This is a genomic window from Bradyrhizobium xenonodulans (genome assembly GCF_027594865.1).
Taxonomy (GTDB): Bacteria; Pseudomonadota; Alphaproteobacteria; order Rhizobiales; family Xanthobacteraceae; genus Bradyrhizobium; species Bradyrhizobium xenonodulans.
Window position 1 is genome coordinate 6,286,303 of the sequence record NZ_CP089391.1, and the last position, 20,291, is coordinate 6,306,593.

The window sequence follows — 20,291 nt, forward strand, 5'->3', positions numbered from 1 at the left end:
GCCCAGATTGCGCGACCGAGAACCCAATTGAATAAAGCTTTATCCGATCCGGACTTGAGATGATTTTAGCTCGCGAAGCGATTGAATTGTTGGGGCAGATGGCCCGCATCCTGTGGTTCGAAGGCGCCAAGCATGGCCTGCGCGACCGCGAATGGATGGCGTTGCGCTTTCTCTCCCGCGCCAACCGTTTCTCGCGGACGCCCTCGGCGCTCGCGAGCTATGTCGGCACCACGCGCGGCACCGCGTCCTTCATCATCGGCGAGCTCGAGCGGCTCGGATATCTGGAACGAAAGCGCTCCGCCACCGACAAGCGATCGGTGATGCTGAGCGTGACGCAGCAGGGCAAGAAGTTCCTGGTGCGCGACCCCATCAGCGTTCTCCTCGAGGCGATCGCCGTCCTCGACGACGAAGCCAAGATCCGCTTTCGCGACACGCTCCGGCACGTGCTCGATCAGGCGGACGCCGCCGAGCAGCGGCATCACACCGACGTTTGCAAGCGCTGCATCTTCCTGCGTGAAGACCGCACCGCGACGGACAGCAAGGCGACGGCCGAATTCAGTTGCCGTCTGTTCCGCGCGCCGATCGCGGAGGCGGAGATCGATCTGCTATGCACCAGCTTCGAGCATCACCGCCAGTAACGGCAGTGCTCGATCAGGGCGTCGCCTTGCGTGACGAATAGATGACACCCCCGCTGGACTCCACCACCAGACGGCCGTTCTCGTTCCTGATCTCCTCGATGCGGCCGAGGCCGGGCACCTGCTGTCCGAGCACGGCCTCGATGACGCCGTTCGGGCCTTGCAGGATGGCAATCCCCTCATAGGCCTGGCGGACCGACCAGCCCTTGACCGCCTTGCGCGGCGCCGAAGGAGGAACCGAACCCGTGATCTCGGGCGCGGCGACCGAGGCCATCATCGGCATCGTCTGCGACGGCGGCTGCGCGGCAACGGTTGCCGGCGCCTGGGCCTGGGCTTGCGCCTGGGCGAGCTTGTCGAGCTTCACCGTCGAGGACGAGCTCACGCGCTCGATCCGGTCGAGGTTTTCGGCGAACCTGCCGAAGCGGTCGTTGGTCGCCTTGCTCGACTGATCGACCGCGGTGCGCAGGCCGTCGAGATTTTCGGACACGCCGGACACCTGCTTGCGCAGCTGCGCGACGGTCTCGCGCAGGTTCCTGATCTCCGTATTGGCCGCAACGTTGCTCTGGGCGGGCTGCGTGGTGAGATAGGCGATGACGCCGGTGCAGGCGCACACCACCAGGATCGCGGCGACCGCCAACGTCGCGAGCGGCGCGACCCATGTCGGACGCGGCGGCGGCGGCTTGGCCACGATCACGGCGGGCTTGATCACGGTCGGCGTGGGCTTGGGTATCGCCATCTTGTCGAGGCGCGCCTTGGCGCGAATACGCTTCAACCCTTCGAGCGCTTCCTTCGCCAGAGTTTCGTCGTTCGCCGCAGCCGACACACGCTTTGTATTTGCAGCGGGCTTGGCCGTCCGCGTCGTGTTGGTATCGCGCGCTTCCGGAGCCGGCTTCGTCGCCGCAGAAACATCAGCGGCCACGTTGGGACGAGCTTGTCCATCGGACAACATGTGAAAATGCTCCGTTCGGTTCGATCTATCGAACAGTGAAGTTATTTGCCGAAGCTTGCCTGAAACGTGCGCATCGAAAAACTTTTCGTCACGTCAGATGCGACGTCGAATGAGTCGAGCGCGTCATGCACGTGTCGAAAGTGCGACTCGAAAGACACACACTCGCCAAGATTTCGCCAAGCTGGAGTCGCCTCGCCACACATGAGTCGAATTGTCGCACATGGGAACACGAGTAGACGAGTCAATCCGGGGTTGAAAACCCCTCCATACACCTCACCGGCAACACCGCCCAAAATAGCTGTGATTATACGGGGATGCGGAACTTTAGAACCGCCACGGTGCAAAACTAGTTCGAATTTCAAACCAACTGATGCGGCTGGATATACAAAGAAACAATCCGAAACCAATCAACAGCATCAAGCACACGTAGCAATCGCTTTGCTGCGCACGCTTGATCGGAAATCGGCAATTGTTACGGTCCTACTCAAGTGATTCTCGCCAGTTGGCGAGGAGATCGACAAAGTTCAGGTGCGTTCGGACGCGATAAGCAACTTGGCGCAACTATTCTAGGTCGTTTCTCGATCCGCTCCGCGAGGTGATCCGTAAGACACCCGCCGAGCCTCACGCAGTAAGCGTTCAGTATCGAGTCGAAGTAGCAGGCCCGCACAGGTGGGCACTGAATGCGTAGGGCTGCCCGCGAATATCGAAACCATAACAACGGTTCGCGGGATGGAATGTCGTCAAACAGCATCGTTGCCGCGCCGGGCATCACAATAAACATCCGGCCGCAACAAGTGCGAAACAGGGGCGAAAGACTGATGTATATTATCGTTGATGATCGCGAGAGCGTCACGAACAGCTACGTTGGAGGGCTCGTTCGCGAAGGTGTATCGTCGATCGGGTTCTCCTCCGGAGAATTCTGGGACTGGATGCAATCTGCGAGTGAATCGGATCTGGCAGCGGTCGACGCCTTCCTCCTCGGGGATTGCGATGCCCGCGGAAGCCTGCCGCGGGCGATGCGCAAGCGTTCCTCGGCTCCCATCATCGCCATGAGCGGCCAGAAGATGCTCAAGAACACGCTCGAGCTGTTCGAATCGGGTGTCGACGACGTCGTGCACGTGCCGATTCACCTGCGTGAAATCCTCGCCCGAACGGCCGCGATCGCGCGCCGCCGGGTGGGCGAGCTGCCGAGACCCTGCGAGACCAGGATCCAGGTCTTCTTCAACGGACGTGACCCCGAGATCGCGGGCCACGCCCTCACCCTGCCCCGCCGCGAGCTGCGCATTCTCGAATATATGGTCAGCAATCACGGCAAGTGGATCACCAAGACGCAGATCTTCAACGCGGTCTACGGCATCTTCGAATCGACCTTCGACGAGAGCGTGATCGAGAGCCACGTCAGCAAGCTGCGCAAGAAACTCCGCGACCGCCTCGGCTTCGATGCGATCGTGGCCCGGCGCTACGTCGGATACCGCCTCAACATCCCGGCCGGCGAGACCATCGACGTGCCGATGCAGGAACTCGGCGAGGTCGGCATCCTCCTGAACAGGGCGCATGCCGCCCCGGCGGCGTACCCGGCCGGAAACTGACACGGCAGGACACCGCCACGAAACCGACAACGGCCTCTGCGAAGCATCCTTCGCAGAGGCCGTTGCACTTTCAGTGGCAGGAATGGCGGAACAGAGGCCTCGCGACGCAGGCGCCGCGATATGCTTACGGCTTCTGCTGGAATTCTTCCTTTGAAACGTAGTTGAAGTCCTCGACCAGAACGTCCTGGACGATCTCGGCCTGCATCCGCTCGTTGACGCGCTGCTTGATGGCCGTCGTGAGAATGGAGAGGTCGTAGCGGGCTAGCTTCCTGAAATCGAGGCGGTCGTCGGCATAGATCCTGCGGAAGGCCTCGTCGACCACGAACGGCTCCGGCGGGACGTTGAGCTGGTGCATGGTCCGCGCCTCGACCGTGTAGACGAAGCGCGCCACGATGTAGCCCTGCACGCTGCCGCCCTCGACCATGGGCACGCTCAGCGCCCGCGTCTTCTGGTATTGCAGCCCGTCGAGATATTCGTCCTTCGCCGGCAACAGGCTGCCGTTTTCCTTCCAATAGGCCACGGCATAGCTCGTGCCTGCGGTGAGGATGCATACCCAGAGCCCGGCCAGCACGAGTCTGATCATTTTCCGTCCTGTGTTGTGCGGCCGGTATAGGTGCCGTCCGACTCGGCGTCCTTGATCGCCTTGACGATGATGGTCGCAACCTCGCGCACCGCATCGTAATGCATTTCGAGGAGGGAACGGTTTCGCTCGAGCTTCTCGCGCAACCGCTGGATCTCCTCGGTGATCTCGACCTCGGCGCCGAGATGCATCCGTGCCCGCATCAGGCGGACAAATTCGAGCATGCTCCGGCTCTTCCGGGCGCTGAAATCGTCGAAATCGATCTTCTTGCCCGTCGCGAGCGCGACCGTCTCTTCCTCGACGATGGTCTCGAGCCGGCGGATCGCAGACATCAGACCGCGCACCTCGTCCGGTCTCGCCGCGTCACCCCCGTCGGTCACCACGTCACTTCCGGCAATCGGCAGAAGCACGGGCAACAGCGCATTGCCTGCTGCTTCCGTCGTCATCGCCTCGGTGTCCACGGCCGGCTGCTCCATCACCAGGGCCGCCGCGCCTTCTTGTGCCTGCATAGGAAATTCACTCCTCAACTTCTGTCACCCGTTCCCGGATCATGATCCGGCCTTCTCCGTAGCCTCAGGCCCCGCCGAACGCGCAGCGGCGAGTTGCTTGGCAATGCCGATGCCCTTGCCCTTGGCGAGCTGAGCGCCGAGCTGCTCCGCCAGCATCGACTTCCAGACGCCGCCGGCCGTGCCCTTGCCGAAGACTTCCTCCGACTCCTTCGGCAACATCGTCTCGACGAAGGTCTGGAGAATGAACGCCTCGAACTTCCGGTACACCTCGCCGGATGCGGGCGCCTTGATCACCTGCACCGGCGCCCCGTTCACCGCAGTCGACTGCGGCTCGGTCGCCTTCGCCGTGGATTGATCGACAGCCGCCGCCCTGGCCTTGCCGACCTCAGCGTCCATCGTCGCGGCGAAATCGGCCTCCGACGATTTCAGTGCATCGAGCTTCGCCGTCGCCGCGCGCTGCGTCACGGGGTCGGCCGCCTCGAGGACGTCGAGAACGAGGTCGGGTGTCGCTGTCACGATCATGGCTTGTTCCGGTTGGCTGGCCGTGGCGTCCACTCGCGCACGGCGGGGCTTATTCCCGTCATCTCCTCGAGCGCGCGTGCTTCCGCGTCGCGAAGCTTGTCTGCGAGCGCGGCCTTGGCGACCTGTTCGAGCTGCTTTACGCGGCGGGTCTCCGAGCGGACCTGGTCGAGCTGCTGGGTGGCCTGCGCCTGGACCGCGCGCGCGCCGACGCTCGCCCTGTTCAGGCGCCGCGCGATCGAGTCGCTCGACGAGCCCGCCGGCGGCTTGCCCTCGTTCAGGGCTCCGACCAGCCATTCCTGCTCGTCCTGCAAGCTGCGCTCCTGCTGCCGCAGATGCGCAAGCTGCCATTCGGACAGCCGGAGCTGGAGCTTCACCAGCGAGACCATCCGGCCGAGCTTGTCCGCGCGCGACGCCATGCCGGTCACTCCGCCAGCCACGACGAGACGCCGAGCATGAACTGCGTCAGGAGCTCGTCGCTGGTGAGGTAGAGCAACAGGAAGCCGCCGAACAGCACGAAGGGCACCGAGATGAAATAGACCGGAATCGCCGGCGTCAGCTTGTTGATCAGCCCGACAGCAAAATTGACGATGACCGAATAGACGATGAAGGGGCTCGTGATCCGCAGTGTCAGCACGAACGCCTCCGACAGGCGGCTGACGAGCTGCTCGAGCGCCATGCCACCGCCGATCCTGTTGCCGGGCTGCCATACGTCGTAGGAATTCATCAGCCCGCGCAGGACCTGCCAGTGCTGGTCGGTCATGAAGAACAGCGTGGTGACGGCCGCCATGATCAGCGGCACCAGCGCCGGCGCCGGATCGGTGTCGCCGACTGGCGTGCCCGGGATGTTGCTGAGGCCAATCGCGCTCGCCATCACGGTCGCCATGGTCTGGAGCGCGAGGAAGAACACGCGCCCGCCGAGCCCGATGACGCTGCCGACCAGGAGCTCGGAGCAGATCAGGAGCGCCAGCGTCAGCGGCGCGGCATTGTCGGTGAGAGGCTTCAGGACTGCGATCAGGATCGGCGTCAGCGCAAACGTCGTGACGAGCGCGACGAACAGGCGGACCTGGGCCGGAACGTTGACGCTGGAATAGCCGGGTACGAGCATCAGGCAGGCGCCGATGCGGCAGAACACGATGAACGTGACCAGCACGCTGTCGGCGAGGCCGCTGATCACGATATGGCTCCGAGCGCCCGGATTTCGGCGCTGCGCGCGACTTCGACATGCGACAGGATCGGCAAGGTCGGGAACACGCGCTCCAGGATCATCCGGACATAGGGACGGGCTTCCGGGGTCACCGCCAGAACCACGCTGGTGCCGTTCTCGGTGAACTTGCGGATCGCGGCGCTGGCTTCGGTCGCGAACTGCTCGATCAGGCGCGGATCGGCGTCGAATTCGACGACGTCGCCCTTGCCGTCGCGCTTCAGGCTCTGATGGAACGCGAGGTCCCAGCGATTGCCGAGGCGGACGACGTTCAGCACGCCGTTGTCGGAGAGGTCGCCGCAGATCTGCTGGGCGAGGCGCGTGCGCACATGCTCGGCGACCTGCTCGGACCGCCGCACATGCGGCGCGATCTCGGCGATGGCCTCGAGGATCAGATGGAGGTTGCGGATCGACACGCGCTCGGCCAGCAGAATCTTCAGGATCGCCAGCAGGCCCGAATAGGAGATCTGCGACGGGCAGATATCCTCGACCAGGCGCTTATATTCGGGATCGAGACGATCGAGCAGCGCGCGCATGTCCCTGTACGACAGGAGCTGGGCGAGGTTCGCCCTGAGCACTTCGCTCAGATGCGTGAGCAGCACCGACAGATTGTCGACCGGCTTGCAGCCCTGACGCTTGACCTCGTCGGTGAAGGCCTCCGTCACCCACAGCGCCTTCATGCCGAAAGCGGGCTCGATCACCTCTTCGCCGGGCACGTCGGGCTTGCCGTCCTTGTCGACGAGCACCAGCACCTCGCCGAGCCTGAGCTCGCCATGGGCGACACGCGTATCGTGGATCCGGATCTGGTATCCCTTGGGATCGATCGACAGATTGTCGCTGAGCTTGATGTCGGGAATGACGAAGCCGTATTGCTTGGCGAACTTCTTGCGGATCTTGCTGACACGGTGCGCAAGCTCGGTGCGCGAGCCCAGCAGATGGACCGAGAGATGGCCGCCGAGCGACAGCTCGATCTCCGCGGTCTTGAGCGATTCCTTGACGGAGTCCTTGGCCTCGGCCTGGGCGCGCTCGTCGGCCTTGCGCGCATCCTCTTTGCGTTCCCGCGCCGCCTGCCGCCTCGGCAGCGAGTAGCCGACGAAGGCCATGGCGCCGCCGAGCAGAAGGAACGGCGCCATCGGCAGTCCCGGCATCAGGGCGAGCACGAACATCATCAGCGCGGCGGCGGAGACCGCACGCGGATAACCGCTGAGCTGCCGCAGCACCGCCTGCTCCGCCGAGCCGCGGGTGCCTCCCTTCGAGACCAGCAGGCCCGCCGACAGCGACACGATGAGAGCCGGCATCTGCGACACCAGACCGTCGCCGACGGAGAGCTTGGTGTAGACGTCGGCGGCGCGGGCCAGCGTCAATCCGTGATGCGTCACGCCGATGATGATGCCGCCGAAGATGTTGATCGCGGTGATGATCAGGCCGGCGATGGCGTCGCCGCGGACGAATTTCGAGGCACCGTCCATGGCGCCGAAAAACGCGCTCTCCTCTTCGAGCTCGCGGCGCCGGCGCTGGGCCTCCTTGTCGTCGATCAGGCCTGCGGACAGATCGGCGTCGATCGCCATCTGCTTGCCCGGGATGGCGTCCAGGGTGAAGCGGGCACCGACTTCGGCGATACGCGTCGCACCCTTGGTGATCACGACGAAATTCACCGTGACCAGGATGGCGAAGATGATCAGACCGATCACGAAGTCGCCGCCCATGACGAACTTCGAGAAGCCGGCAACGACATGGCCTGCGGCTTGCTCGCCCTCCCCGCCCCGCGACAGGATCAGGCGGGTGGTCGCAACGTTGAGCGCCAGCCGCAGGATCGTCGCGATCAGCAGCACGGTCGGGAAGGCGGAGAAGTCGAGCGGCCGCTGGATCCACAGCGCGACCATCAGGATCAGCGCCGACAATGCGATCGAGAACGCAAGGCCAAGGTCGATCAGGATCGGCGGAATTGGCAGGAACAGGATCGTGAGCATGGCCACGATGCCGCCTGCGAAAAAGGCGTCGGCCCCCAATCGTCGCGGGGTGGGCAGGCTAGCAGCTAATGTATCGGCCATGGGTCACCGGCAGAGGATCCGCCCCGTAATCTGCCGTGCAAAGCTTACGCGAGGGTGGTGGCCCGGGGCTCTCGCGGATCAGAAGCCGTGCTCGATCCGCGAATAGACCATCTCGGTGAAGGTAGAGAGATGCGCGCCGATGAAGGAGCCGGAGACGGCAACGACCAGGAGAATGACGATGATCTTCGGCACGAAGGTCAGCGTCACCTCCTGAACCTGGGTCAGGGCCTGGATCAGTGCAATGGCGGTTCCGACGAGCATCGCGGCGCCGACGGCGGGGCCGGAGGCGACGATGATGGTCCAGATCGCCGCCTGGACGATGTCGAGGGCGTCCCTCTCGTTCATGACTGGCTGATCGTGAGCCCGGGCCCGACCGCGACCTTCGTGCCGTTCTCGAGGGTCGCGATGGAGCCGTCGCTATTGATGGAGACCGAAGCGACCTTGCCGCTGAAGGTGGCTCCGGTCGAGTCGGTGAAGCTCACGGTCTTTCCGATCAGCCCGTTGGCCTGCGACAGCGACTGCGAGGACAGCAGCGCATCCAGCTTCGTATTGGTCTGCATCGCCTGCTCGACCGTCGAGAGCTGGGCGAACTGGCTCATATATTGCGATGTGTCCATCGGATTGGTCGGATCCTGGTTCTTCATCTCGGCGACGAGAAGCTGAAGAAACGTGTTGTAGTCGACGCTGTTGCTCGCCGTGGTCGTGGTGGAGTTGGTCGAACTGGACTTGCTGGTGCTGTCGGTCGCGCTTGTGACGTTCATGTAGCCTCTCCGCTGTCAGGCAGCCTCGAATGGGATCTCGGTGATGGTGCCGGCCAGATTGGCCAGGATTGCGTCTTCCACCGGAAACAGCGCCCGGATCCGCTTGAGCGCCTCGAAGTAGCGGGTCGCCCCGACCAGCTCGTCGACCGCGCCAAGGCCGGCCAGCATCTCGTGGCTCTCGCACACCGCGAGCAGCGCCGCATGGTGCTGCGCGTAGAGCGCCGCAGCGTCCCGGACATCGGTCGGATTCATCAACATGAGCTGGACGATAAAGTAGAGCTGCCGCAGCGCCGTGGTGGCGTCGGACGCCTGCATGACCTGCCCTTCGAGCAGGAACATCACGTCGTTGACGAGCTCGACGGAGACCTTGCGGTCCACGCGCAGCACCGCGCCGTTGATGTAGATCCGTTCGCCCGCCCGCAAGGAGATTTTCATCAGAGCGCGTCTCGGATCAGGCGGTTGATTTCGATGAGCTGCATCACGTCGTTCGACCTCTCCTCGCGAAGGCGATCGGCTTCCTTGACGACCCACAGGCCGATCGAGATGATGTCGGCACGCAGCTTCTCGGGAAGTCCGTTCTCCGGATGGGCGAGATCCTCGATGAAGATCGTCCACAGCCGCCGCACGTAGAGCAGGCTCTCGACCAGGTCCTCGCGGCTGAAGCGCGCTCCCTGGAGCCGCTCGAGCCGGTCGATGCCGAGACTGAGCGCCTGCCGTTCGCGGCCCCGCGCCTCATAGCCGCTATCATCGACGACCGCTTCATAGGCTTCAAACGTCATCAGGACCACTCTGCGCAGAAAATCGAACAACGAGACAAAGGTTACGAGCCCTACAAATGGCTCAGAGATAGTTGATGAGGCTGATCTTCTGGAGCTGCGAGGTCAGCGCCAGCGCCGTCTGGATCTGGGTCTGCAAGGTGTTGACCCGGACCGAGGCCTCGGTCGGGTCGACCGCCTCCATGCCGACGATCTGATTGTTCAGAATGTCCTGCTGCGTCTTGAGCTTTTCGGTGGCGCCGGTGATCCGCTGCTGGACTGTGCCGACGCCGCCGCCGAGCGCAGCGAGGTCCGTGATGGCGCTGCCGACGAGGCCGATGGCCTTGTCCACGACGACCTCGAACGTCTCCTGGCTCAGGTTCGTGTTCCCGAGATCCGCCATCATGGTGTAGGCCTCGGCGAGCTTGCGGAAGCCGATCTGGTTGGCGCTTACGGACGTATCGGCGACCTCGGTCGTGGAGATACGGCTCTGCATGGTCTGGTCGGTTGCCGACGACCAATTGGTGTTCCAGGCCGGGCTCGCGAACTCGGCATCGAAGGTGGTGTCGAGGAAGCTCTGCATTTGGGCCGGAGTAATGCTGCTCACGCTGGCCGAGGACTGCGAAAAGCCGAAGGTCGAAAGGAAATCGGAGTCGACCTGGTTCTTGCTGGCCGAACCCGCGGCGTAAGCCGTGATCGGCGCGTTCTGCGTGTTGATGCCCGAGAAAAGATACGAGCCGTTATAGGAGACGTTCAGCGCGCCGATCAGATCCTGGAGGTTCGAGGACGCAGGCGGCAGGATGATGCGCCCGCCGCCGTCGGTGCTGCGGGCCGCGATCAGGTCCTTGAGAAAGGACGTTGCGGTCGTGTTGAGCTGGGTGATCCGGTTCTGCGTCGTGTCCAGACGTCCCGAGACGAGCGCGTTGGTATCGACGAGCTGATCGGCGAAGCTCAGGTCCGCCCGCAGGCCGACGTCGTTTCCCGTCGTGGCGCCAAGCTGGAGGCCGACATCGGCGAAGCGACCAGTGGTGGCTTCCTTCGAGGCCTTGGTCAGCGCTGCCTGATTGCTCGTGATCGAAGACCTCAGGGACGAAGACAGCATCAAGGTCGAGATGTAGTTGGCGCTCATCATGACTTAGTTCCCCACGGCAGCCAGCAGGCTCTGCAACATTTCGTCGACGGTCGAGATGATCTTCGACGACGCCGAATAGGTACGCTCGACCTGAAGCATCAAGGACATCTCGTCGTCCATGTTGACGCCGCTGACGTTCGACAGCGCCGCGGTGCTGCGGTCGAGCAGCGTGTTCTGGTAGGTGGCGTTGTCATCCGCGGTCTTGCGCTGGTTTTCGATCCAGCTCGTCGACGAAGCCGCGAAATCGATCAGGCTGCCGCTCGGCTTGCCTTGCGTGGTTGCATCGAACGGCTGCGACGCATCCATGTCGCCGATCAGCTCCTGCAGACGGGTCGAGTAGCCGGCGTTGCCGGCGGTGTTGTATCGGTATGCGGCGTTGCCGCTGATCGCGCCGTCACGCAGCAGATTGGGGTTGCCGCCCTGGGCCGGATCGACCGACGCGGCGACACTGATCAAGCCGGCAAGGCCGACCGAGACGGTGGCGCTCGCGGGCATCGCCGGCGCGCCCGGATAGGTGAAGAGGCCCGGCACGTCGGGCAGCGCGGCGCCGGACTGGTCGACTTCCTTGAAGGCTTCGACCAGGCCGCGCGCGATTTCGTCGAGCTGGCTCTGATACGTGACCGTAGCGTTGTCGCGCAATTCGGCGAGGCCCGCGAGCTTGCCGGTCTTGATCGGCATCACGGAATTGGCGCCGGTGACCGGGACACCGTCGATATAGACGGCATTGCCGGTGGTCCCGGCCGTATAGATGTTGGTCGCCGTGAAGCTGACCGAGCGCGCCGTCTTGTCGAACAGCACGACGCCGCTGTCGGTGTAGAGCGCCGCGTCGCCGTTGGCGCGGAGCGTCATCGAGACACCGACCTCCTGCGACATCTTCGAAACGATGGTGTCGCGCTGGTCCAGATAGTCGGTGACGTCGTCACCGGTGACCGTACCCTTCACGATCGCCGTGTTGACCTTTTCGAACTGGCTCAGCAGCTGGTTGATATTGGCGACCGACGTCGCCATGTCGGCGTCCGCTCCCTCGCGTACCGTCTGCACGGTCTTGGTCGCCTGGTTGAGTGCGGTCGCCATGTCCTTGGCGGAGGTGACCGCCGCCTGCGCCAGCGTGGTGTTATCAGGAGCGTTGGCATATTGCTGCAGCGCCTTCTTCAGCGCATTGAGCTGCGCCGTCGGCGACTGGTCAAGCTCCGGATCGTCGACCGTGGCAGATGCGATCTTCTGGAGACCGTCAAAGATCGCGCTCTGCTTGGCCGACGACGAGGTCGCGATCAGGACGTTGTTGTAGAGACCCGAGCTGGCGGCGCGCTGGATCGCCGCCACATAGACGCCGGCCCCGGGGAGATTGTCCAGCACGGCGATCTTGCGCGAATAGCCGGCGGCGCTGGCACCGGCGATGTTGCGCGAGATGGTCGACGACTGGATGCCCGACGCCATGAGCGAGGCGCGAGCGGAGTCGAGAGCAGCGGTAAGGGACATGATTGACTCTTGCCCGGGATGCGCGCCTGAGGATTCAGCGCTTCAGGTTGACGACGACGTCGAGCAGGTCGGCGCCGGTCTGGAACGATTTCGAGTTCGCGGTGAAGCCGCGCTGCGCCTCGATCATGCCGGTGAGTTCGTCCGCGAGATCGACGTTGGAATCTTCCAGCGCGCCGGACTGGATCGTGCCGAGCCCGCCGGTGCCGGCATTTCCGGCCTGCGCATTGCCGGAATTCGCGTTGGTCGAATAGACGTTACCCGGTTCGGGCGTCAGATTGTCGGGGCTCTGAACGTCGGCGAGCATGAGCGTATAGAGCGTCAGTTGCTGGCCGTTCGTGAGCACGGCCGTCACGTGGCCCGCCTCGTCGACATCGACCTTGTCGATCGCCGCCGGGACGCTGCCATTGACAGTGGTCTTGAAGCTGAAGTCGGTGCCGACCTGCGTCAGGTTCGACAGGTCCAGAGTCATGGCCGCACCGCCAGGAACGGTCACGGTGAGGCCCGTCGGGCTGGCCGCGGCCAGCGCACCCTTTCCGGTCGCCGTGGTGTCGAAGGTGAACGTGGAGGCGGCACCAAGCGAGGTACCCGTCGCGGAGTCATAGACCTGAACCTGCCAGGTATCCGAGCCGGCGGCCGTCGCGGTGTGGGACATGTAGACGTCGAGCGTCACGGCCTGGCCGATATTGTTGTAGGCCACGATCGAGCTTTTCGATGAATAAGACGCCGGGCCGGGCGGACCGGCAATGACCGCCGCTTTCGGATCCAGATTGCCGGTCGTGAGCGTCCCCGCCGTGGACGGCACGGGCACCTGCGAGACCTGGGCGATGTTCACGATCTGCATTCCCGCCAGGCTGTTCTGCGAGAAATTGGTCACGAGGCCGGGCTGTCCGAGAAGGTAGTAGCCGGCCGCGTTGACCAGATTGCCCTGGCTGTCCGGCACGAACGAGCCTGCGCGCGTCAGGAACTGCTGCGTGTTGTTGGCGTTCGAGACCACGAAGAAGCCATTGCCCTGAACGGCGAGGTCCGTGGTCGACGTGGTGAACTGCGTATGTCCGGCGTCGCTGATGGCGTAGCGGACGGTGGTCTCGACCGCGCCGGAATCGTAATTGCCCGAGCCGCTCTTCAGGATCAGCGAGGAGAATTCGGTCGAAGCCCGCTTGTAACCGGTGGTGTTGACGTTCGCGATGTTGTCCGAGACCGTCGACAGCTTGTTGGACTGCGCGGACATGCCGGAAACGCCGGTGCGCATAACGCCGTAGAGGCTCATGGATTGGGCTCCTGTGATAGGTTGCAGTTACAATGAGGGTTCTTGCTTGCGCGGGGCTGATGATTTGGAACCATGCACAACTTCATGCCGTCACGAGGTTGCCTTGGGCTGACAGAACGAGCGCGCCTTGTCGGTCCACGCGCCGAAGCCGCTGGAGACGAGATGCGCGACGATGTGACAGACGTAGCGCTTCTGCGCGGGCTGATTGTTGGGGCCCGCATTGTAGCGGGCGACCGCCATGGTCCAGCTGCCCTCGCGCTGCTTCAGCTCTTTCAGGAAGCGCGCGGCGTAGTCGACGTTCCTCGCGGGATCGAACATCGCGCGCACCGAGGCGAACTTGTCGCCGTGATAGTAATGGTTGACCTGCATGCAGCCGAGGTCGATCAGCTTGATGCCCTTGGCTCGCATCGCCTCGAAATTCGCGATCGCATCGTTGATGTCCCTGGCGAACACGGTCTGGCCGTCGGCGCCGAGCGCGTAAGGGTAGAGCGAACCGCGCCGTCCGGTCTCGGTGAGGCCGACCGCATAGAGAATACCGAGCGGGATCCCGTGCTGCCGGGACGCACGCGCCATCTCGCGCTCGCAGGGGCGCGAATTGTCGGTCGCCGCCGCCGCGGCGCCCGCGCTACAGATAAACAGGGCCGCGGCGAGTATGCGGCCCCACGTCCTGCTCATGACGCGTCTCCTGGTTGGACTGGTGCTCCTGCCGGGCCTGCTTGCCGCTGCCGTCGGATTGCCCCGAGGAGCTGCGCGCGCCGTCGAACGAGCCTTGCGACTGCGACGATGGCTGTTGCTGGCCCGCCAGCTGCGGCTGCGACTGGCCTGAGCCGCTCTGAAATCCGTCCAGCGAGCCGTGCTGCACGGGCGCGACGTCGGCGACATAGCCCGCCGATTGCATGAGATCGCGGATCGAGTCGCGCTGCTGGTCCAGCATCTGGCTGGTGTCCTTGCGCTCGGCCGCGAGATGGACGGAGACTTCCGAACCGACGAGACGAAGCCGCACGGTGACATTGCCCAGCGCCGGCGGCTCGAGATTGATGGTCAGGATCTTGAGCGGCTCGGGCGCGCTGGCCTGCGAGGTCGCGAGATCGGGGGCCATCGACGCTGCCGGAGCCGGCGTTTCCTTCAGCTCGGCGACGACTGCGTTGGCGACCTGCTGCGTGGCGCCGAACTGCGCCGGCGGCAGATGGGTCTCCTGCTGGACCACGGTGACCTTGGTCGTCTCGGGCAACGCGTCCCGCGCCGAAGCCTTGACAGCGCGTTCGACATTGGCCGTGACGGCCTCGAAGCCCGGTGCTGCGGGGATCGCCTTCGAGGATGCATCGTCGCCTTGCTGCGCAATTGTCGCAGCCTGTGAGCGCGAGCTTGCCGGAGCGGGAACGGATGGCGCGGACTCGGCGGTGGCGGTCTTTGCCGCACCCGTGGCCTGAACCTCACGCTTCGCCGTGGACGAACGTTCATCGCGCGCGGGCACGTCTTTGTTGCCGCCCACCGGCGATTGCAGCTGTGGCTTCACGGCCGGTACGGCGGCGAGTTCCTGGCCGACGATCGCGGAACTAGTCGGTCGATCCGAAACGTCGGCTTTCGCGACATTGTCGATCGGAGCTGGCAGCTCCGGCGATTTGTCGGCTTTATCGGCGGACGATTTGTGGCTCGACTTGGTGTCGTCAGCCGTCTCGGTGCGGTCGTGCACCGTCTCATCCTTCGTCTTGTCCTGTCCGGTCGGGTGCGCCAGACGCGTCCGCAACGATCCGGCCTTCAAGGTCGTATCACCGCTCTCGTCGCTGATCGCCTTCTTCGCGAGGTTCGAGACGGTGTGCAGCAGATCGTTGAACGACGAATCTGCCGACGACTTCGCCCCCGCGCTCTTGCCGGAGCGCGATGTGGCGCGCATGTTGAGGCCTTCGGCGAGGCCCGAGAAAACCTGTCCGGAGGTTCCACTGAGCTTGGTCATGGACGGCGATCCCTGGTGAGCAGTTCGAGTTCGCCGAGCTGCTTCTGCGCGCGTGCGAGCGTCGCAGTCGACGACGCGAGATCGAGCCGCGCCGGCGTGACCGGCGGCTTCTCGGCTGCGGCGGCGGAGCCGCCCGAAAACGACTTGCGGATATCGAGGGCGAGCTGCAACGTTGCGTTCAGCAACGGAACGTCGCGCTCGGGCAGCTTCGAGCGGTCGAGTGCCTTCAGCTCGGCGAGGCCACCGTCATACTCGTCGGTGAGCGCCCGCGAGACGCCACGGAAGAAATGCGCCCGCTCGCGATCCGCCGAGGCATCCGCGCTGAGTGTCAGCGCGCGCTCGCCGGCAAGCCGGGTCACGGCCAGCCGTCCTTGCATCATCGCCGTCCGCGCGATCACGAGATAGAGCTTGAGGCGGCTCGCGCGATCGATCTGTTCCAGCAGCGTAACGATCCGCGCAAAGCGGCGCTCGTCGAGCGCGAGGCTCGACTGCGTCAGGCCGGAGGAGAAACGCTGCCAGAAGTCCCCGCCATAGACCGAGTTGCGGTAATGGCGGATATAGGCCAGCGTCAGGAACTCGAACTTGTCGAAATCCTCGGCCTGCCCGACCAGCAGGATCTCGCGCCGCAGCGCTGCCTCCTCCACCAGCGTGCCTGGCAGGAGCAGGCGCGCGTCGTCCAGGCGCTCGATTGCGAGCGATGCCTCGCTCCGCGCGAACAGCGCACCCTGAACCAGCGCAACCTGTCCGCCGAGGCCCGATGGAAGCGTGCGCGGCTTGACGTCCTTGAGCAGCTCACGCGCTTCGTCCTGACGTCCCTCGACATAGGCCAGAGCACCGTTGAGCAGCCGCTCGTCGACGTTCAACCTGTCACGCGGCAGCTTTCGGACGATCTGCGGCCCGCCGCCGCTGAGCAAATAGATGACGACGGCCTGGCCGTTCTGTGCGTTGCTCCACACGCCCGCATCGGCGGCGAGAAATTTCTCGCCGACCTGCCGGATCAGCGCGATGTGACTGCCATGCGCCGCCGTGTCACCACGGGCAATGCCGTCCTGCACCGCCTGCAATGTGCGCACGAGCTCATATGGCTCGCCCGAGGTCGGCGCCGACGCCGATGCTGGTTCGGCAAACACGCGTACCGTCGTGAGCGGCAGCAGCATCAGCAGCGCGGCGCACAGCAGCGGCCTGGTCAAGGGCGCTTCTCCCGGATCAGGATCTCGATCCGGCGGTTCTGTGCAGCCGCAGGATCGTTCGGCAGTTTCGGCCGCCGGTCGGCGTAGCCTTCGACATGCTCGATCCGCTGCGCATCGACGCCGGACCGAACGAGCATGTAGTAGGCCATCTGCGCGCGCGCCGTCGACAGCCGCCAATTGTCGTAGGTCTCCGACTTATACGGCCGATTGTCGGTGTGGCCGCGGACGATGATCATGCCCGGGCGCTTCGTCAGCAGCGGCCCGATCTTGTCGATCACGCGGATCAGTTCGGGCCGCGGCTCGGCCGAGCCGACCGCGAACATGCCGAAGCTCGCATCGTCGGTCAGGCTGACCAGAAGGCCTTCCTCGACCTGGCGCACCTCGGCCACCGGGCCTGCTCCGGCCTTGATGTCCGACAGTGCATCCGCGATCGCGGACTGAAGCTGCTTGACGGTCGGCTGCTGGGTCTGCGCCGCATCACGCGGATCGGAATTCTTCGCTGCATCGCCGGGACGCGGCTGCGCTGCGGCATTCGCCTGGGTGCCCGGTTGCGTATTGGCCTGGGCACTGCCATCGCGAGAAGCCTGTGAAGGCGCAGGCCCCGGCGGCAGCAGGGGCGACAGGCTTGCAGACGACGCATCCGCATTCGGGGCGACGCTTCCGCCGGCATCGTCCTGTCTCGCACGGCGCGCCTGCGGCTCGCCCTGGCCCGTTCCGGAGGCGCTATCGCGCGCGGACGCATTCGGCTTTGGCTCGCTGTCGACGAAGCGGTCCGCATCCTTGGACGTCTGCGGCGCCAGCTTCCAATAGCCGGGATCGAACGGATCGCGGTAGGCGTCGCCGCCCTTGAGGCCATCCTCTTCGGCCGACGTCAGAGCACCGGCGCGACGCTGGCCCGAGGCCTGGTTCGCGCTGTTCGCGATCTCGGCGAGCGTCGCATAGGGATCGCGGAACAGGACTTTCTCTTCGAACGAGGCCGGCTTCTCCGCCGTCGGCGAATCGCCGCGACGCTCTTCGTTCGGCCCCGCCGGCTGGCGCTTGCCATCCTGGCCTTCGAACTGCGTCGGCTCCTTCTTGGTGAGATCCTTGAGGCCTTTGGGAGCAGGCGCATTCTCCGCGAGCTTGATCGGATTGAAATAGCTCGCGACCACCTGCTTCTGGTCCTGGTTGAGCGCATTGAGCAGCCACATGACGAGGAAGAACGCCATCATCGCGGTCATGAAGTCCGCATAGGCGATCTTCCAGACGCCGCCGTGATGCGCCTCCTCGGCGAAGGCGCTGCGCCTGCGGATGATCACCAGCTCGTGCTTGACTTCTTCCACCATGGCGAACTACCGGCGCGCCTCGTTCAGGCGTTCGCTCCACGCCGCAATCCGCGTCTCGATCACGGTCTGATCGGCGACGACGCGGACCTCGAACGTCTCGGCAGCCTCGTATTCGATGCCCGTTCGCCTGCTGGCTTCGAGCTGCGTCCGCACGAGGTCGAGCAATTCGCCCGGACCGGTGATCTTGAACACCGGCACCGGCGAATTGCCGGTCAGCGCCGCGATCTGCTCGACCAGCGATCCGATTGCTTTGTCGCGGACCGCGTCGGCGAGGAAAGGCAGCAATATCCGCGCCACGGAGCTAGCGATGTTGGTTTCGATCTCGCGGCAGGCCGACTCGAAGCCGCCGACGATCGCGACGGCCTGCTGATCGGACCATTTGGCCCGCTCCTCGCCGAGCCGGATCGCGCTGCGGACGCGCTCCTCGGCAAGCCTGGCGTCGCCCTCCGCAACACCGGCGGCGTAGCCGCGTCGGTAGGCGTCGTCGAGAAGATTGACCGGGGCATCCTCCTTTGCCGCCGCGGGCGGCAACTGAGGCTGGGGCTGCGGTTGAGCCTGGGACTGAGGCTGCAGCTCGCGCCGGGCCTCCTTCGGCCTCGTCAGCACGTCCTGGATCTCGGGCGATGGAGGCGGCGGTGGGGCCTTGGCCCGGCCGTTCGCGTCGAACTGCGTCAGGAGCTTTCCGATTGCCGCGTTCATGCCGCCTCCTCGCGTCGCATCCAGTCTTTAAGGATCGCTGCCGCCTGCATCTGATCGAGGCGGACGATCTGCTCCAGCCGCTTCTGCGGCGTTCGCTGCATCTTGCCTTCGAGGTCTTCGACGAGGTTGAGCTCGGGGTCTTGACTGTCGGCCAATGCAAGAGCCGTGGCCGCTTCGAGCTCGGCGGCCTCGGCGGCCTCGGTCTGCTCCTGCGCCGCGCGGTGGGTCAGGATGCCGTTGACCGCAGGGCGAAGACCGAACCAGACCAGCATCGAAGCGACGGCCAGGATCGTCACCGCGTTGATGACGCTGCCGAGCTGCTTGTTGATCATCTCGACGAAGCTGATCGGCGGCACCGGCGCCAATTCGCGCGAGCCTTCGATGAAGTCGACGGCCGTGACCTGGATCTGGTCGCCGCGCTGCTTGTCCAGCCCGCCGGCCGTAGCCGCGAGCTGGCTGATCTCGGCGAGCTTGCTGTCGACGATGGCCTGGTTGCTCTTGTCGCCGAGATCGGCGACGAGCCGCGCGCGGTTGACCAGCACCGCGATGAAGAGCTTCTTGACCGAATAGCCGTCGCTCACCGTCGTCGTGGTCTTGGACGACACCTCGAAATTGGTGACGTCCTCGCGGCGGGTCTTGTCCTCGCTCGAGTTCTTGCTGCCGCCGGCGTTCACCTGCTGGTCGGGAAGGTTCTGCTGCACCGTGGTCGGCGTCGAACGGTCCGCGTTCTGGGACGATTCCTTCTCGCGCACGTTCCGAACCGACCGCTCGGCGCGGCTCTCCGGGTCATAGACCGTCTCGTTGATCTGCCGCTTGTCGGTGGAGAGCTGCGGCGCGACGCTCACCTCGAAATTGTCCAGACCGAGATAGGGCGTCAACGCCTTGCGGATGTTCTCCTGCACCATGCCGCCGACCGTCTTCTGGAGGCTCGCCATCTTGGTCGGCGCGGCGCTCGCCTCGTCCTCCTCGGCGAGCAGCATCGAGCCGTCGGCGTCCAGCACCGTCACCTTGTCCCGGCTCATGCCTGGAATCGCGGCGGCGACCAGATGACGGATCGACTGGGCCGTGCGCGCCTCGATCGCGCCGTCGGTGCGAAGTACCACCGAGGCCGAAGGCGGCTGCTGCGTCGCGCGGAACGAGCCGCGCACCGGCAGCACGATATGCACCCGCGCCGCCTTCACGCCCTTCATCAACTGCACGGTGCGCGCGATCTCGCCTTCGAGCGCCCGGAGCTTGGTGACCTCCTGCATGAACGAGGTCAGGCCGAGCGAGCCGATCTTGTCGAACAGCTCGTAGCCGGAATTGGCGCTGGTCGGCAGCCCCTTCTCGGCGAGCAGCATCCGCGCCTGCATGGTCTGGCTCGGGCGCACCGAGACGGCATCCCCGGCTGTATTGACGTCGAAGGCGATGTTCTGCTCGCGCAGCGCAGCGCCGATGCGCGTCACGTCTTCGCGGTTGAGGCCGGTATAGAGCGTCTCGAATTCGGGGCGGCTCAGGTAATAGGCGCCGCCGACGACGGTGACGAGAACGGCAAAGCCGATCAGTCCCAGGGCCATCAGGCGTCGCGGCCCGAGCTCCAGCAGATTATTGAGCAGTTGCTGTATCTGCGCACGACTGAGCAGCATATGACCTCGTACCAATGCGAACGTATGGGACACTCCGCTGCCAACCTTGTCTGAAGGTTGCGCGAAGG

22 protein-coding genes are annotated in these 20,291 nt (G+C 64.7%); 2 read left to right on the forward strand and 20 right to left on the reverse strand.

The genetic code is table 11. From position 1 onward, the window contains the following. Positions 1 to 59 precede the first annotated feature (59 nt). On the forward strand, positions 60 to 638 hold the full coding sequence (locus tag I3J27_RS29825; RefSeq protein WP_270162450.1) for a MarR family winged helix-turn-helix transcriptional regulator: 579 nt from the start codon (positions 60 to 62) through the stop codon (positions 636 to 638). Between the two features lie 13 nt (positions 639 to 651). Here the strand turns inward: I3J27_RS29825 and I3J27_RS29830 are convergent, their stop codons facing one another. Further along, positions 652 to 1,584, reverse strand: a complete 933-nt coding sequence (locus tag I3J27_RS29830; RefSeq protein WP_270162451.1) for a hypothetical protein — start codon at positions 1,582 to 1,584, stop codon at positions 652 to 654. 818 nt (positions 1,585 to 2,402) lie between these two features. Here I3J27_RS29830 and I3J27_RS29835 point away from each other — a divergent pair. Further along, positions 2,403 to 3,173, forward strand: coding sequence for a response regulator transcription factor (locus I3J27_RS29835; protein ID WP_270162452.1), 771 nt, complete (start codon positions 2,403 to 2,405; stop codon positions 3,171 to 3,173). A gap of 124 nt (positions 3,174 to 3,297) precedes the next feature. On the opposite strand, the gene I3J27_RS29840 is transcribed toward I3J27_RS29835, so the two are convergent. From I3J27_RS29840 to fliF, 19 genes are all read right to left on the reverse strand, one after another. Further along, complete coding sequence (locus tag I3J27_RS29840; RefSeq protein WP_270162453.1) at positions 3,298 to 3,756, reverse strand: hypothetical protein; 459 nt, start codon at positions 3,754 to 3,756, stop codon at positions 3,298 to 3,300. Beyond that, positions 3,753 to 4,262, reverse strand: coding sequence for a flagellar biosynthesis protein FlgN (locus tag I3J27_RS29845; protein WP_270162454.1), 510 nt, complete (start codon positions 4,260 to 4,262; stop codon positions 3,753 to 3,755). Before I3J27_RS29845 ends, I3J27_RS29840 begins: the two co-directional genes overlap by 4 nt. 39 nt (positions 4,263 to 4,301) lie before the next feature. Then, positions 4,302 to 4,784 carry a rod-binding protein gene (locus tag I3J27_RS29850; protein ID WP_270162455.1) on the reverse strand — a complete coding sequence of 161 codons (483 nt, stop codon included), beginning with the start codon at positions 4,782 to 4,784 and terminating at the stop codon, positions 4,302 to 4,304. Next, positions 4,781 to 5,200 carry a hypothetical protein gene (locus I3J27_RS29855; RefSeq protein WP_270162456.1) on the reverse strand — a complete coding sequence of 140 codons (420 nt, stop codon included), beginning with the start codon at positions 5,198 to 5,200 and terminating at the stop codon, positions 4,781 to 4,783. Before I3J27_RS29855 ends, I3J27_RS29850 begins: the two co-directional genes overlap by 4 nt. Positions 5,201 to 5,205: 5 nt before the next feature. Continuing rightward, the gene (fliR, locus tag I3J27_RS29860; protein ID WP_270162457.1) at positions 5,206 to 5,958 is read right to left on the reverse strand and encodes a flagellar biosynthesis protein FliR; all 753 of its coding nucleotides are present in this window, start codon (positions 5,956 to 5,958) and stop codon (positions 5,206 to 5,208) included. Continuing rightward, positions 5,955 to 8,036: a flagellar biosynthesis protein FlhA gene (flhA, locus tag I3J27_RS29865; protein ID WP_270162458.1), complete on the reverse strand. Its 2,082-nt coding sequence runs from the start codon at positions 8,034 to 8,036 to the stop codon at positions 5,955 to 5,957. Before flhA ends, fliR begins: the two co-directional genes overlap by 4 nt. A gap of 78 nt (positions 8,037 to 8,114) precedes the next feature. Further along, entirely contained in the window at positions 8,115 to 8,381 is a 267-nt protein-coding gene (gene fliQ / locus I3J27_RS29870) for a flagellar biosynthesis protein FliQ (RefSeq protein WP_014492683.1), read from the reverse strand. Next, complete coding sequence (gene flgD, locus I3J27_RS29875) at positions 8,378 to 8,797, reverse strand: flagellar hook assembly protein FlgD (protein ID WP_270162459.1); 420 nt, start codon at positions 8,795 to 8,797, stop codon at positions 8,378 to 8,380. Before flgD ends, fliQ begins: the two co-directional genes overlap by 4 nt. 15 nt (positions 8,798 to 8,812) lie before the next feature. Further along, the gene (gene flbT, locus I3J27_RS29880; RefSeq protein WP_270162460.1) at positions 8,813 to 9,232 is read right to left on the reverse strand and encodes a flagellar biosynthesis repressor FlbT; all 420 of its coding nucleotides are present in this window, start codon (positions 9,230 to 9,232) and stop codon (positions 8,813 to 8,815) included. Beyond that, entirely contained in the window at positions 9,232 to 9,576 is a 345-nt protein-coding gene (gene flaF, locus I3J27_RS29885) for a flagellar biosynthesis regulator FlaF (RefSeq protein ID WP_270162461.1), read from the reverse strand. Before flaF ends, flbT begins: the two co-directional genes overlap by 1 nt. Positions 9,577 to 9,637: 61 nt before the next feature. Further along, positions 9,638 to 10,684, reverse strand: a complete 1,047-nt coding sequence (locus I3J27_RS29890; protein ID WP_270162462.1) for a flagellar hook-associated family protein — start codon at positions 10,682 to 10,684, stop codon at positions 9,638 to 9,640. Between the two features lie 3 nt (positions 10,685 to 10,687). Further along, entirely contained in the window at positions 10,688 to 12,163 is a 1,476-nt protein-coding gene (flgK, locus tag I3J27_RS29895) for a flagellar hook-associated protein FlgK (RefSeq protein WP_270162463.1), read from the reverse strand. A gap of 34 nt (positions 12,164 to 12,197) precedes the next feature. Further along, a complete protein-coding gene (locus I3J27_RS29900) occupies positions 12,198 to 13,430 on the reverse strand; it encodes a flagellar hook protein FlgE (protein ID WP_270162464.1) in 1,233 nt (410 codons plus the stop codon). A 90-nt stretch (positions 13,431 to 13,520) separates the two neighbouring features. Further along, entirely contained in the window at positions 13,521 to 14,105 is a 585-nt protein-coding gene (locus I3J27_RS29905) for a transglycosylase SLT domain-containing protein (protein ID WP_270162465.1), read from the reverse strand. Then, positions 14,056 to 15,384: a flagellar hook-length control protein FliK gene (locus tag I3J27_RS29910; protein WP_270162466.1), complete on the reverse strand. Its 1,329-nt coding sequence runs from the start codon at positions 15,382 to 15,384 to the stop codon at positions 14,056 to 14,058. Before I3J27_RS29910 ends, I3J27_RS29905 begins: the two co-directional genes overlap by 50 nt. Then, complete coding sequence (locus tag I3J27_RS29915; protein ID WP_270162467.1) at positions 15,381 to 16,574, reverse strand: chemotaxis protein; 1,194 nt, start codon at positions 16,572 to 16,574, stop codon at positions 15,381 to 15,383. The genes I3J27_RS29910 and I3J27_RS29915 overlap by 4 nt, the downstream gene beginning before the upstream one ends. Further along, positions 16,571 to 17,896 (reverse strand): MotB family protein, encoded by a 1,326-nt coding sequence (locus I3J27_RS29920; protein ID WP_270172914.1) that lies wholly within the window; start codon positions 17,894 to 17,896, stop codon positions 16,571 to 16,573. Before I3J27_RS29920 ends, I3J27_RS29915 begins: the two co-directional genes overlap by 4 nt. A 9-nt stretch (positions 17,897 to 17,905) precedes the next feature. Beyond that, a complete protein-coding gene (locus I3J27_RS29925) occupies positions 17,906 to 18,598 on the reverse strand; it encodes a hypothetical protein (protein ID WP_270162468.1) in 693 nt (230 codons plus the stop codon). Next, the gene (gene fliF, locus I3J27_RS29930) at positions 18,595 to 20,223 is read right to left on the reverse strand and encodes a flagellar basal-body MS-ring/collar protein FliF (RefSeq protein WP_270162469.1); all 1,629 of its coding nucleotides are present in this window, start codon (positions 20,221 to 20,223) and stop codon (positions 18,595 to 18,597) included. Before fliF ends, I3J27_RS29925 begins: the two co-directional genes overlap by 4 nt. Positions 20,224 to 20,291: the final 68 nt, after the last annotated feature.